The sequence below is a fragment of the Herbiconiux sp. 11R-BC genome, assembly GCF_049472555.1.
In the GTDB taxonomy this organism is placed as follows: domain Bacteria; phylum Actinomycetota; class Actinomycetes; order Actinomycetales; family Microbacteriaceae; genus Herbiconiux.
In genome coordinates this window covers 712,919-725,428 of sequence record NZ_JBCEBO010000002.1, presented here as the reverse complement: position 1 = coordinate 725,428, position 12,510 = coordinate 712,919, and the positions used below count along the sequence as shown (strand labels likewise).

Annotated in this window: 13 protein-coding genes; 7 read left to right on the top strand and 6 right to left on the bottom strand. The window is 71.7% G+C overall.

Annotated features, from left to right (window positions below; translation table 11 throughout):
• The 5 genes from VD659_RS08385 to VD659_RS08365 all read left to right on the top strand — a co-directional run bounded on the left by VD659_RS08385 (position 1) and on the right by VD659_RS08365 (position 5,696).
• Positions 1–489: a hypothetical protein gene (locus VD659_RS08385; protein WP_423260659.1), complete on the top strand. Its 489-nt coding sequence runs from the start codon at positions 1–3 to the stop codon at positions 487–489.
• Between the two features lie 57 nt (positions 490–546).
• Positions 547–1,194 carry a hypothetical protein gene (locus VD659_RS08380; RefSeq protein ID WP_423260657.1) on the top strand — a complete coding sequence of 216 codons (648 nt, stop codon included), beginning with the start codon at positions 547–549 and terminating at the stop codon, positions 1,192–1,194.
• Between the two features lie 143 nt (positions 1,195–1,337).
• Complete coding sequence (locus tag VD659_RS08375) at positions 1,338–3,740, top strand: glycoside hydrolase domain-containing protein (RefSeq protein ID WP_423260656.1); 2,403 nt, start codon at positions 1,338–1,340, stop codon at positions 3,738–3,740.
• A complete protein-coding gene (locus VD659_RS08370) occupies positions 3,737–5,026 on the top strand; it encodes a glycosyltransferase (protein WP_423260655.1) in 1,290 nt (429 codons plus the stop codon). The genes VD659_RS08375 and VD659_RS08370 overlap by 4 nt, the downstream gene beginning before the upstream one ends.
• Positions 5,027–5,114: 88 nt before the next feature.
• Positions 5,115–5,696 (top strand): TIGR03086 family metal-binding protein, encoded by a 582-nt coding sequence (locus VD659_RS08365; RefSeq protein WP_423260654.1) that lies wholly within the window; start codon positions 5,115–5,117, stop codon positions 5,694–5,696.
• A 98-nt stretch (positions 5,697–5,794) separates the two neighbouring features.
• Here VD659_RS08365 and VD659_RS08360 read toward each other — a convergent pair whose 3' ends face one another.
• The 4 genes from VD659_RS08360 to VD659_RS08345 all read right to left on the bottom strand — a co-directional run bounded on the left by VD659_RS08360 (position 5,795) and on the right by VD659_RS08345 (position 8,232).
• The gene (locus tag VD659_RS08360; protein WP_423260653.1) at positions 5,795–6,124 is read right to left on the bottom strand and encodes a chorismate mutase; all 330 of its coding nucleotides are present in this window, start codon (positions 6,122–6,124) and stop codon (positions 5,795–5,797) included.
• 2 nt (positions 6,125–6,126) lie between these two features.
• On the bottom strand, positions 6,127–7,086 hold the full coding sequence (locus VD659_RS08355) for a DMT family transporter (protein ID WP_423260652.1): 960 nt from the start codon (positions 7,084–7,086) through the stop codon (positions 6,127–6,129).
• Between the two features lie 86 nt (positions 7,087–7,172).
• Positions 7,173–7,592 carry an organic hydroperoxide resistance protein gene (locus VD659_RS08350; protein ID WP_423260651.1) on the bottom strand — a complete coding sequence of 140 codons (420 nt, stop codon included), beginning with the start codon at positions 7,590–7,592 and terminating at the stop codon, positions 7,173–7,175.
• A 4-nt stretch (positions 7,593–7,596) separates the two neighbouring features.
• Positions 7,597–8,232: a GNAT family N-acetyltransferase gene (locus VD659_RS08345; RefSeq protein WP_423260650.1), complete on the bottom strand. Its 636-nt coding sequence runs from the start codon at positions 8,230–8,232 to the stop codon at positions 7,597–7,599.
• Between the two features lie 109 nt (positions 8,233–8,341).
• On the opposite strand from VD659_RS08345, the gene VD659_RS08340 reads away from it, so the two are divergent.
• Entirely contained in the window at positions 8,342–8,950 is a 609-nt protein-coding gene (locus tag VD659_RS08340; RefSeq protein WP_423260649.1) for a maleylpyruvate isomerase family mycothiol-dependent enzyme, read from the top strand.
• 46 nt (positions 8,951–8,996) lie between these two features.
• On the opposite strand, the gene VD659_RS08335 is transcribed toward VD659_RS08340, so the two are convergent.
• On the bottom strand, positions 8,997–9,497 hold the full coding sequence (locus tag VD659_RS08335) for a MarR family winged helix-turn-helix transcriptional regulator (RefSeq protein WP_423260648.1): 501 nt from the start codon (positions 9,495–9,497) through the stop codon (positions 8,997–8,999).
• Positions 9,498–9,603: 106 nt separating this feature from the next.
• On the opposite strand from VD659_RS08335, the gene VD659_RS08330 reads away from it, so the two are divergent.
• Complete coding sequence (locus tag VD659_RS08330; protein WP_423260647.1) at positions 9,604–10,668, top strand: FUSC family protein; 1,065 nt, start codon at positions 9,604–9,606, stop codon at positions 10,666–10,668.
• Positions 10,669–11,115: 447 nt separating this feature from the next.
• Here the strand turns inward: VD659_RS08330 and VD659_RS08325 are convergent, their stop codons facing one another.
• Positions 11,116–12,402, bottom strand: a complete 1,287-nt coding sequence (locus VD659_RS08325) for an adenylosuccinate synthase (protein WP_137837997.1) — start codon at positions 12,400–12,402, stop codon at positions 11,116–11,118.
• Positions 12,403–12,510 lie beyond the last annotated feature (108 nt).

Genomic DNA, 12,510 nt, shown 5'->3' with positions numbered 1-12,510 from the left:
GTGGCATCGCGGCGGCCCTCGATCGGACTCCTCGCTTCGTTCGTGGGCCCCGCGGGCGTCGTCGCCGGTGCCTGGGGCGGCGCGGTGTACGCCGCGTTCGCCACGGGCCCGTTGTCCGGCGACGGCGTGGCGTCGCTCGGCTCGATGCAGATCGGCGCCGTCTTCGGCCTCGCCATCGGCGGAGGCGCCGGGGCGGTGGTCGGAGGCGTCACCTCGGCGGTGCTCGCGCTCACGTGGTGGGCGCGCTGGCCCAAGGCGCTGATCGCGGTCGCCGGGATGATCGCCTCCACCGTGGCCATGATCGGCCTGACCGTGGGCTCCGCGGCTCTGCTCGCGATCGGGATCGAGCCGCGACCGCCCGTCTTCGACGCCCAGACGATCGCCGGTGTCGTGCTCGGGTCGGTGCTCGCCGCCGCCGGGGTCGTGACGGTCGTCGCACTGGGCGAGGTGCGGCCGGCTCCGCCCGGGTGGGCAGTCCGCATCGGCTAGCCGGCGCCGGCTGGATTCGCGTCGCCGCGACGGGGCGGAGCGGGTAGCGTCGGAAGGGTGGAGGAGCAGCACGGGTCGGGCCGCGAAGGCGGCAGCGCAGGCGGCAGCGCGGGCGGTGACCCGGACGGTGTCGACGCGGCCCGGGCCGATGCGGCGCAGGCCGAACCCGCCGGAGCCGCGGCAGCCCGAGCCGACGACGCGCGCATCGCGGGGGAGCTGAAGGCGCTCCTGCAGCGCACGGTGCAGACCCTGCAGGAGACGGGCGCCCGCACCGAGGCGCTCGGGGCCTTCGAGGCCCGGCGGCGCATCCTGGGCCTTCGGCGCGACCCGGTGCTCGCCAATCGCGGGCGCGTCTGGAGGCTCGGCGTGCTGCTGCTGGATGCGCAGGGCCGGCTGCACACCACCGGCTCGGTCACCCGCGCGGTCGACCCGGGTCGCGTCACCAACCAGTCCGAACGAGCCGAACTGCGGCGCGACGACCGGCGCGCAGCGTTCCAGGGAACGTTCGAGCGCGGCGACACGGTGAACTTCGGCACGAGCGAGATCGCTCTCGACATCCCTGCGCTCCGCGCCGGCGAGGGGATGCTCGCCCTCCGTGGCGACACCGTGCTGGTGCGGTGGAGCACGCTTCCCGGAGCCGGGCTGACACCGCTCGAGCCCTACCTCGCCGACCGCGCCGCCCTGCTCGTCGCGCCTCCTCCCTGACGGCCGGCCGCGGCATCCGGAGCCCCGCCGGGCCGTTCGCCCACCGGACACCCGCGGTTCACCTTCCGTCCGCATCCGGAACCTACGGTTCGACGATGCAAACGTCATCTGCCGGAAACGTGACGCATGATTGACTGTCTCGCATGATCGATCGCGTGGATCCCTTCATCGGCACCGATGTCACCCGACTGCCGGAGCCCACGGGCCTCGCGGCGACCTGGTGGTGGCCCAAACCCCAGATCGGCAACACCCACCCGGGAGCGACCTACCCGCTCGGGATGGTGTCGGCGTGCGCCTACTCGGGCGCCTACCCGACCGGCTACGGGCGCTACGACCTCAGCCTCGAGGGCGTGCCCTCCACCATCCACGACACCAACCTCGCCTCGGGCTTCACGCACTTCCAGCAGTCGGGCACCGGAGCCATCCGCAAGTACTACAACTACTTCCGGGTCACGCCGATGGTGGAGCCGCTCGACGTGCTCGGCCGCAGCTGGGACATCACCGAGGAGGAGGCGACGCCCGGCTACTACTCGGCCACCCTCGACTCCGGCGTCACCGCCGAGATCACGGTGGGGCCGAAGAGCGCCGTGCACCGCTACACCTTCCCGCGGCACTCCAACGCGCGCATCGTGATCGACTTCTCGCTCGGCGGCCTCGCCATCCCCTACGGCCGCACCATCCCGCTGCGCGCCCACCTCGAGACCATCGAGCCGGGTGTCGCGAGCGGCGTGGTGGTGGCGGAGGGCGCTCCCATCGCGGTGCACATTGAGTGCGACACCCCGCAGTGGCGGCAGATGCTCTGGTACGACCGTCGGCTGATGCCGGGCGGCACGCGGCTCGATTTCGACCACATCCGGCCCACCACCCTCCGGCCCTTCGGTCTCATGTGGGCAGGCCCGAGCGAGCCCGGTCAGACCATCGAGCTGCGCATCGGCTTCTCGTTCCGCGGCGTCGAGCAGGCCGAGCGAAACCTGCGCCACGACTGCGGACCCGGCCCCGCGCGGTTCGAGGCCCGCCGCGACCGCACCCAGAAGACCTGGCGCAAACACCTCAAGGCCATCGTCGTCGACACCCCGAGCCACGACCGCAAGACGGTCTTCTCGACCGCGCTCTACCACTCGCTGATCAAGCCGAACTTCGCCGCCGACGAGAGCCCGTTCTGGCCGGCGGACGGCCCTTTCGCCTACGACATCTCCACGATGTGGGACATCTACCGCACCCAGCTCCCGCTGCTCACGGCGCTCCACCCCGAGAAGGCCGTCGAGCTCGCCAACGCCCTGCTCACCATCTGCGAGGAGGAGGGCAACTTCCCGATCGGCTACCGCCTCGCCCGTGGCGGCGACCGCTTCTCGCGGCAGGGCAGCGCCCTCGCGCACACCTTCCTCGCCGACCTCTGCGAACTCGGGCTGCCCGGCATCGACTGGGACTGGGCGCTCGTGCACATGTCCGACGACCTGCGCCGCACCTACGGCGAGGAGTTCCTGCTGCGCGGCGAGGCGCATCCGATCAGCCACACCCTCGACATCGCCTTCGGCTACTGGTGCACCGCGAAGGTGGCCCGGCACGTGGGGGACAAGGCGCTCGCGCAGCAGTTCGAGGCGCTCGCCGAGCGCTGGATCAACGCCTACGACCCGGCCTCCGGGCTGCTCAAGGACTCCACCTACTACGAGGGCAGCCGGTACAACTACTCCTTCCGCCTGCAGCACGACATGGCGGGGCGCATCGCCGTGTCGGGCGGTGCGGAGCGCTTCCTCGCCCAGCTCGACGAGTTCTTCGGCTACGGCGCCGAGCCCGTCACCCAGCCCGGCAACAAACCCGGCGCCGAAGAGCTGCTCGCGGGCTACACGCTCGGCCGCTTCGAGGGCCTCAACAACGAGCCCGACATGGATGCGCCCTGGGCCTACCACTACGCCGGCCGGCCCGACCGCACGGCCGAGATCGTGCACAACGTGGTGCACCAGCAGTTCGGCACCGGTCGCGGGGGACTCCCCGGCAACGACGACTCGGGCGGACTCAGCTCGTGGTTCGTCTGGGCCTCGCTCGGGCTGTTCCCGGTGGCCGGCCAGAACATCCTGCTGGTCAACGCGCCCTCGTTCCGCGAGTCGACGATGGCTCTGGAGGCGGGCGACTTCACCGTGCGCACCCGCGGCTTCGTCGAGCCCGTGCCCGGCGGGCCCGTGCAGTACGTGCAGTCGGTCACCCTCAACGGCGAACCGCTCGAGCGCACCTGGCTGCACGGCCACGAGTTCCACGGCGGGGGAGAGCTCGTCGTCACCCTCGGGGCCGAGCCCAGCAGCTGGGGAACGGAGGCGTCCGCGCTGCCGCCCTCGAGCCGCCCGGCCGCGCACGCCTCCACCACCGTGCCCGCGCTCGCCGAGCCCGCGGCGGTGACCGAGAGCATCCCGCTCGTCGAGCTCGACTCCGAGCCCGACGACGACGAGGTGCCGCACGCGGCGAACCCCACGATCATCACCGACAGCGGAAGCCCCACGAGGACTCTGCCCACGACGGGCGGCGAGCCCAGCACGACAGGAGACACCCCATGAACGAGATCCGCAACCGCCTGGTGATCGTGGTGCGCGCCGATCCGGTGATCTGCGGCCACTCGGTCGAGGGGCGCAACCTCGCCGAGACGGCCCTGACCCGCGGTTTCGACGAGGTGCGCATCGTGACCTGGCCGATCGAGCGCCTCCAGGCGGCCGGCCTCCCGCTCAAGCCCCTCGAGTCGGTGCTGCCCTACAGCCCCGGCATCATCGTGGAGCGCCCCGAGCCCGTGGGCGACTACAAGGTGCCCGACGGCCGCTACCTCGCCGGCATCACCGGGCGCCTGGTGGAGCTGTTCACCGACGGCGTGCCCACGGTGGCGCTCTCGCTCTACCTCAGCCCGCACACCATCGCGGTGGCGGATGCGGTGCGCGCGGCCTGGGGCACCGGCCTCCCCGTCAACGTCACCACCATCGCCGAGGCCGTGGGCTCCGACGTCACCAACGTGGTGCGCAAGGCCGTGGAGGAGGGGCGCCTGGGCGCGGCCGCGCACATCCTCTCGTCGTACCTCTCGCAGGACCACTGCGTGGCCGTGTCGGAGTACACCCGCGACCTCATCATCTCCGAGGCCGAGCGGGTCGACGAGCAGCACGGCACCCGCTTCGCGGAGCAGTGCCGGGAGCGCATCGTGGTGTCGTACCCGGCCATCGACGCGGCGCAGTACCTCGACCTCGACCCGGCGGCGAAGGCCGCCGAGCTCTCCGCGCGGGGGCTCGTCGACGACGGCTACCTGTTCTTCCTCTCCCGGCTGACGGATGCGAAGGGCGTCGACGACCTGATCGCCGGCTTCGAGCGCAGCGAGATCGGGCGCACCACCGACATCCCGCTCGTGATCGCGGGGCGGGGGCCGCAGGCCGAGGCGCTCAAGGAGCTGGGGGCGGCCTCGCCGCTGGCCCACCGCATCCGGTTCCTGGAAGACGTGGGGGATGCCGAGAAGCCGTATCTGATGGCCGGATGCGCCGCCTTCGTGCTGCCCTCGAAGCCACGGCCGGAGTTCGTGGAGACCTTCGGCATCGCCCTCGCCGAGAAGATGCTCGCGGGCGGCGGACCGGTGATCACCACCCTCACGGGTGGCATCGGAGAGGCGATCGGCGATCACGCGCTCGTGGTGCCGGTGAACGACCCGGATGCGATCGCCGCCGCGATCGACCGCGCCGTGCTGCACACCACGCCTGCCGACCGTCGCGAAGCGGCGGAGGCGGCCCGGGCCTACGCGCTGCAGTTCGACCGCCACGCCGTGTTCGACAAGCTCTTCGAGCGCTTCCCGCGCCCCCTCCCCGCCGTCTGAGCGATTCGACCGGTCGCGAACGGCCCCTTCAGAGCGGGAATGGGGGCCGTTCGCGACCGGTCGATGAGTCACGGGATAGGGTGTCGGCATGTGGAGCGACGACGCAGCCGAACGGCATCGGGAGGTGGCGGGGCGCTTCGCGGCCCTCACCACACGGGTGAGCGACGAGGGTGCGCGGGGGTGGGATGCGCCGGCTCCGGTCGAGGGGTGGACGGCGCGCGACGTCGTGCGGCACCTCGTGGGCTGGTTCCCGGGCTTCTTGGCCGGCGGCAGCGGCATCGTGCTGGAGGAGGGCCCGAGCGTCGACGACGACCCCGTCGAGGCCTGGCGTGTGCACGCGCAGAGCGTGCAGGATGTGCTCGACGACCCGGCGACCGCCGGCCGCACCTTCAGCAACCCGTACACGGGCGACCATCGGCTCGCCGACGCGATCTCGCAGTTCTACACGACCGACGTCTTCCTGCACAGCTGGGATCTCGCGACCGCCACCGGGCAGGAGGCCGCCCTCGACCCGGAGGTCTGCGCGATGCTCCTCGCGGGCATGGAGCCGATCGAGGAGATGCTGCGCGCCTCCGGCCAGTACGGCCCGCGCGTCGACGTCCCGCCGACCGCCGACCCGCAGTCCCGCCTCATCGCCTTCATCGGCCGCGACCCGGCCTGGCGGCCGTAACTCCTCGCGAGTCGCCAAAAAACGCCCCAARWCTSSRRTTRTGGGGCGTTTTTTGGCGAGTCGCGAGGAGGGGGCGCCGGACTGCGGGGCGGGCCGGGCTACTCCCCGGCCGCGATGCGCTCGTGGTGGTGGATGACCTCGGCCACGATGAAGTTCAGGAACTTCTCGGCGAAGGCCGGGTCGAGGTGCGCCTCCTCGGCGAGCCCGCGCAGCCGCGAGATCTGCCGGGACTCGCGCTCGAGGTCGGCGGGCGGCAGCCCGAACTCCGCCTTCAGCTTGCCCACGGTCTGGGTGAACTTGAACCGCTCCGCGAGCATGTGGATGAGGGCCGCGTCGATGTTGTCGATCGACTGGCGGATGCTCTCGAGCCGAGCGTAGACATCCGCTGTGCTGTCGAAACCACCCGCGGACGCCCTTGATTCAGCCATGGTCAAACTTTAGCGGCTGCGGAACTCCCCGGCAGCCGCAGCCGCCCCTGCGCCAGCAGGATGCCCAGGAACACGAGCAGGGCGCCGACCGGCGCGTTCCAGCTGAGGTGCTCGCCGAGCAGCAGGATGCCGAGCGCCACCCCCACGACCGGAGTCACGTAGGTGACGGTCGAGGTCGCGGTGGGGCCCCAGGCGAGGAAGACGTTCATGTTCCAGAAGTAGGCGACCCCGGTTCCGACGATGCCGAGCGTGAGCAGGCAGAGCACGATCGGCAGGTTCAGCTCGATCGGTCCGAGCGCGACGAACGGGGTGATGAGGAGCATCACGACCGCTCCCGAGGCGATCTGCAGGAAGGCCGCGCCGATGCCCCCCACCGTGCCCTTGCTGGTGACGAAGCGGCGCAGGTAGGAGAAGGTGAAGCCGTAGCAGACGGCCGAGCCGAGGCAGGCGAGCTGGCCGGCGAGCTCGGTGAACAGGGAGCCATGGGCGGCGTCGTTCGCCACGAACGACCAGGGACCGATGATGACGACCACGCCGAGGATGCCGGCGACGACACCGAGGACGCGGTCGCGGTTCAGGCGCTCCACCCGGAAGACGAGGGTGGCCATCAGGGCCGTGGTGATCGGCGTGACCGCGTTGTAGATGCTGGCGAGACCCGAGCTCACGTACTGCTCGGCCCAGGCGAAGAGGAGGAACGGGATGACGCATCCCACCACCCCGATGACCAGGAAGTGCAGGTAGACGCTCGGCCTGCGCGGCAGGCGCGTGCGCGTGACGAGCACGATGACCGCGAGGGTGAGGCCGCCGAGCACGAGCCGCGTCCAGGCCACCTGCCCGAAGGAGATGCCGCCGAGCGCCACCTTCATGAAGAGAAAGCTCGAGCCCCAGACGATGCCCAGGGCGGCGAACTGCACGGTCACCGCCAGCCGGCGCCGGGGGGCTGCGGGCTGGAACGGTGTCACTCCGAGACCCTATCGCGCGGGCCCCGCATCCGGGACCCGCGCGCGGCGTTCGGCACGGACTTTGGCAGTCCGCGCGACGGATCTGGCTATTCGACGACGCTGAGCGTGACCTCGATGTTGCCGCGGGTGGCGTTGGAGTAGGGGCAGATGGTGTGCGCCTTCTCGGCGAGCTGACGGGCCTCGTCGGGGTTGACGTTGGGGATGTAGATGTCGAGCTCGACGGCGAGGCCGAAGCCGCCCGCGCCGTTGTCGCCGATGCTCACGCTGCCCGACACCGCGGCGTCGGTGGTGTCGAGCTTCAGCTCGCGGCCGGCGGCGTGCACGGCGCCCAGGAAGCACGCCGAGTAGCCGGCGGCGAAGAGCTGTTCGGGGTTGGTGCCCTCGCCGGAGCCGCCCATCTCCTTGGGCGGGCGGGTGTCGAAGTCGAGTCGGTCGTCTTCGCTGCGGACGTGTCCGTCGCGGCCTCCACCGGAGGCGTGGGCGATTGCGGTGTAGATAGCTTCCATGGGGCTAGTCCATCACTACCGGGCCGCTTCGGCCAAGCTTCGCCACCCGCTCTTCCAGACCGGCCCGCACCCGGGGCCAGTCGTCGACGATGATCGAGAAGACGGCGGAGTCGCGCCAGCTGCCGTCGGCGCGCGGCACGTCGCGCCGGCTGATGCCCTCGAAGGTGGCGCCGAGCTTGGCGATCGCGGCGCGCGAACGCTCGTTGAGCACATCCGCCTGGATCTTGACCCGGCCGAAGCCGTTGTCGAAGGCCAGGCCGAGCATCAGCAGCTTGGCTTCCGGGTTCACCACGGTTCCCCAGACCCGGGGGTCGTAGGCGGTCCAGCCGATGTGTGCGTATTCGACCTCCGGCGCGAAGTCGCCGAGGGTCGTGGTGCCCACGAGGGCGCCCTCGTTCGGGCCGCCGACGAGGCGGATGGCGTAGGGGTTGCCGACGTCCCACTGGTAGTAGGTCTCGGCCCAGTCGACGAAGCCCTGCTCGGTGTCGCGGTAGCCCATCGGGCCGCCGCCGTAACCGCCGGCGAACACCTCCGGGTGGCCGATCGCGGCGTACAGCTCGGGGAGCAGCCCACGCGTGAGCGGCTCGAGACGGATGTGGCGGCCGGTGACGACGCCGGGCTGCGGGCGGGTGGCTGGCATGCGTCAAGTCTGGCACGCGGGGTCGCGGCGGGTCGCGTGGTCGCGTGGTCACCCGGATGCGTCGACATCGACGCGAGGAATCGCGCGGCACCTGTGCCACGATGTAGCCATGGGCAACGCCGCCATGTTCTTCCATTCCGCCACCGCCTTCCACGACCTCGTCGCACGCATCGACGACGCCCAGTGGGACACTCTCGCGCTCGGGGAGTGGACCCTGCGATCACTGGTGGGCCACACCACCCGGGCCATCCTCACGGTCGAGAGCTACCTGCTGCTCGACGACCCGGGCTACCCGAACGTGCCCAACGCCGAGAACTACTACGCCCGCGTCTACCGCGAGCTCACCGACCCCGCCGCCGTCGCCGCCCGTGGGGTGGAGGCCGGGCTCTGGCTCGGTGACGACCCGGCGCGTGCGGTGGCGGATGCCATCACCCGCGCGATGGTGCTCGTCGACGGCGCCCACGCCGAGCGCATCGTGTCGATCGGCGGCCTCGGCATCGCCCTGCGCGAATATCTGCGCACCCGGGTCTTCGAGCTCGTGGTGCACTCCATGGACATCTCCCGCGCCACGGGGCTGCCGCACGGCCAGTCACCCGAGGCCGTCTCGGCGACCCTCGCGCTCGCGGCCGGCGCCGCGGCCGCGCGGGGCGAGGGCGAGCTCCTGCTGCTCAGCCTCACCGGGCGCACCACCCTGCCGGAGGGCTACACCGTCGTCTAGGGCGCAGCGTGGTCGAGGGCGCAGCGTGGTCTGGGGCGCGCGTCGGCTAGGGCGCAGCGTGGTCGAGGCTCGCGAGCACCTCTCGGAGGGCCTGCACCACGGCGGGACGACGGGCTTCCGGGATGCCCGCGACGAGCGTGCGTTCGAGGGCGAGCAGGCGGGGGAAGGCGTCGTCGATGAGCGCGATGCCCGCGGGCGTCAGCGCGATGAGGGCACCTCTGCCGTCGTCGGGGTTGGCCGATCGCCGCACGAGCTCCCGCGACTCGAGCGAGCGCAGGCGTTTGGTGGTGCTGGGGCCGGTGGCGAGCGAGATGGTGCGCAGCGCGCCCGGCGAGAGGGGCGCATCCGCTCGCCGCAGCACGGCCAGGATGTCGAACTCGCCCCGGGTGAGCACGAAGCCCGCCAACAGCTCGTCGGCGCGGCGGGTGATGAGGGCGGCGCTGCGCAGGACGCGGCCGACGACGTCGACCACGGCGGTGTCGAGCTCGGGCCGGAGGTGCTGCCACGCGGTCCGGATGTCGTCGATGTCGTCGCTGTCGTCGCTCATGGAATTCACGATACAATAGTTCACTAGTAAACTATTCTCGGTCGAGGGCGACCGTGCCCACACGCCGTGGCGCGCATCCGCCCGGCCCCGACTCGGGAGAGTTGTCATGTCCGTTCTTGCGCCCGCACGCCGGCTCGTCGAGCTCGCGCCGCACCGGGGCGCCCATCGTGCGGCTGCGCGCGCCGGGATCGCGATCGCGGTGCCGCTCCTGGTGCTCGCGGCCACCGGGCATCTGGAGCTCTCGCTCTACGCCGTCTTCGGCGCCTTCACCTCGCTCTACGGCCGCACCCACACGCACGGCTCGCGGCTCCGCATGCAGGCGAGCGCCGGCGCCGGGCTCGTGATGGCCGTGGTCATCGGCACGGCGATCAGCACGCTCCCGGCGGCCGACACGGTGGTGGTGCCGGTCGCGGCGCTGGTGGCGGGAGCGGCGACCTTCCTCTCGGACGCCTTCGGCTGGCATCCGCCCGGCGCGCTGTTCTTCGTGTTCGCGCTCGCAGCGTGCGCCGCGGTGCCGAGCGACCCCTCGCGCATCGTGGTGGCCTTCGCGCTCGCCGCGGCGAGCGGACTGCTCGCCATGGCGGTCTCGGGAGCGGGGGCCGTGCTGCCCGCGGCGCGGGCACGCCGACCGACCGCGCTCGCCGTGTCGTTCGCGACGGCCGCGCGCCGGCCGGGGCAGCTCGGCACGGTGGTCGCCGTCGTGGTCGCGGTCGCGGTGGCCGGGGCGATTCCCACGCTGAGCGGGCTCGGGCATCCGTACTGGGCGATGGTGGCGGCCACCGCGACGCTCGGTGGAGCGGATGCCGCGGCGCAGTTCGTGCGCGCCGGTCACCGCTTGCTCGGCACGCTGCTCGGCATCGTGCTCGCGGCTGCGCTGCTGACGTTCCCGCTTGCGTCGATGCCGCTGCTCGCGATCGGGGTGGTGGTCGTGCTGCAGGTGGGCGCCGAGCTCTTCGTGGGGCGCAACTACGGGCTGGCGATGGTGTTCGTGACGCCGCTGGCGCTGCTCATGACCGAGCTCGCACACCCCACGGGCACTGCCGGCCTGCTGCTCGACCGCACGGTCGAGACCGTGCTCGGCGTCGCGGTAGGCGTCGGCGTGATCGCCGCCATCCACCTCGCCCGCCGCGCGCACCGCGCCCGCCGCGCCCGCGCCCGCGCCAGCGCCTGACGCCCGCGCCGACCCCTGCCGCACTCGCTCCCACGCCGCCGACGCGCACCGCCAGCCCCGCACACACGGCACTCACACCCCCGGCCGACCCCAGCGGGCGGCCCCAGTCGACTCCACGACGCCCAAACGACGGAGCCACGCGGCATTGCACCAGACGACGGAGCGCCGCGCCGCCTGCACGCGACGACGGACCCTCAACCCGAACTCGGCCGAATACTCCGTCGTTTTACGCACCGGCCGTCACGCCCCCAGCCGACCCACGCGCGCGACCCACGTGCGACCCCGGGCGACTCCACGACGGCGAAACGACGGAGCCGCGCGCCGCCCACGCAAGACGACGGAGTGTCAGGCCGAACTTGGCCGGATACTCCGTCGTCTTGTGCGCGGGGCGGGCGCGAGCGACCCGGGCTTGGCTGGCGCGAGTGGCCCGGGCGGGGTGGGCGGGGGCTACTCGAGGAGGTCGTGGCGGGAGATGATGGCGTCGCGGGACGGGCCGACGCCGATGGCCGAGATGCGGGAGCCGCTCATCTCCTCGACGGCGAGCACGTAGCGCTGCGCCGCCGGGGGCAGGTCGGAGAAGGTGCGGGCGCCGGTGATGTCTTCGCTCCAGCCCTCGAAGGTCTCGTAGATGGGCTTCGCGTGGTGGAAGTCGCTCTGCGACACCGGCACCTCGTCGACCCGCACGCCGTCGACGTCGTAGGCCACGCACACCGGGATGGTGGGCAGCCCCGTGAGCACGTCGAGCTTCGTGAGCACGAAGTCGGTGACGCCGTTGATGCGCGCGGTGTAGCGGGCCACCGGGGCGTCGTACCAGCCGGTGCGGCGCGGGCGACCCGTGGTGGTGCCGAACTCGAAGCCCTGCGAGCGCAGGAACTCGCCCGACTCGTCGAACAGCTCGGTGGGGAAAGGCCCGGCGCCGACGCGCGTGGTGTAGGCCTTGACGACCGCGATCACGCGGTCGATGCGGTTCGGTGCCACACCGGAACCGGTGGCCGCCCCGCCCGAGGTGGCGTTCGAGGAGGTGACGAAGGGGTAGGTGCCGTGGTCGACGTCGAGCATCGTGGCCTGGCCGCCCTCGAACAGCACCGTCTTGCCCTCGTCGAGCGCGCGGTTGAGCACGAGCGAGGTGTCGGCGACCATGGGCCGCAGCCGCTCGGTGTACGACAGCAGGTCGTCGATGACCTCGTCGGCGGCGATGGAGCGGCGGTTGTAGACCTTCAGGAGAATGTGGTTCTTGAGGTCGAGGGCCGCCTCGACCTTCTGGCGCAGGATGCCCTCGTCGAACAAGTCTTGGATGCGGATGCCCACCCGGTTGATCTTGTCGGCGTAGGCCGGCCCGATCCCGCGCCCGGTGGTGCCGATCTGGCGCTTGCCGAGGAAGCGCTCGGTGACCTTGTCGATGGTGCGGTGGTAGGCCGTGATGACGTGCGCGTTGGCCGACACGAGCAGGCGCGACACGTCGACCCCGCGCGAGCCCAGGGCCTCCAGCTCGTGGAAGAGCACCTCGACGTCGACCACCACGCCGTTGGCGATCACCGGCGTGACACCGGGGGTGAGGATGCCCGAGGGCAGCAGGTGCAGGGCGTACTTCTTGTCGCCGACCACGACCGTGTGGCCGGCGTTGTTGCCCCCGTTGAACTTCACGACGTAGTCGACACGGCTGCCGAGGAGGTCGGTGGCCTTGCCTTTGCCTTCGTCGCCCCACTGGGCGCCGATCAGGACGATCGCTGGCATGTGGATTCCCTCCGGGTTCGGATCGAGGTTCCGATGTCAGTGCCCGGCGGACTGTGCCGGTTGACAGTCGATTCTACCGTGGGTGGCTCCGAGCATCCGGTTGTCCAC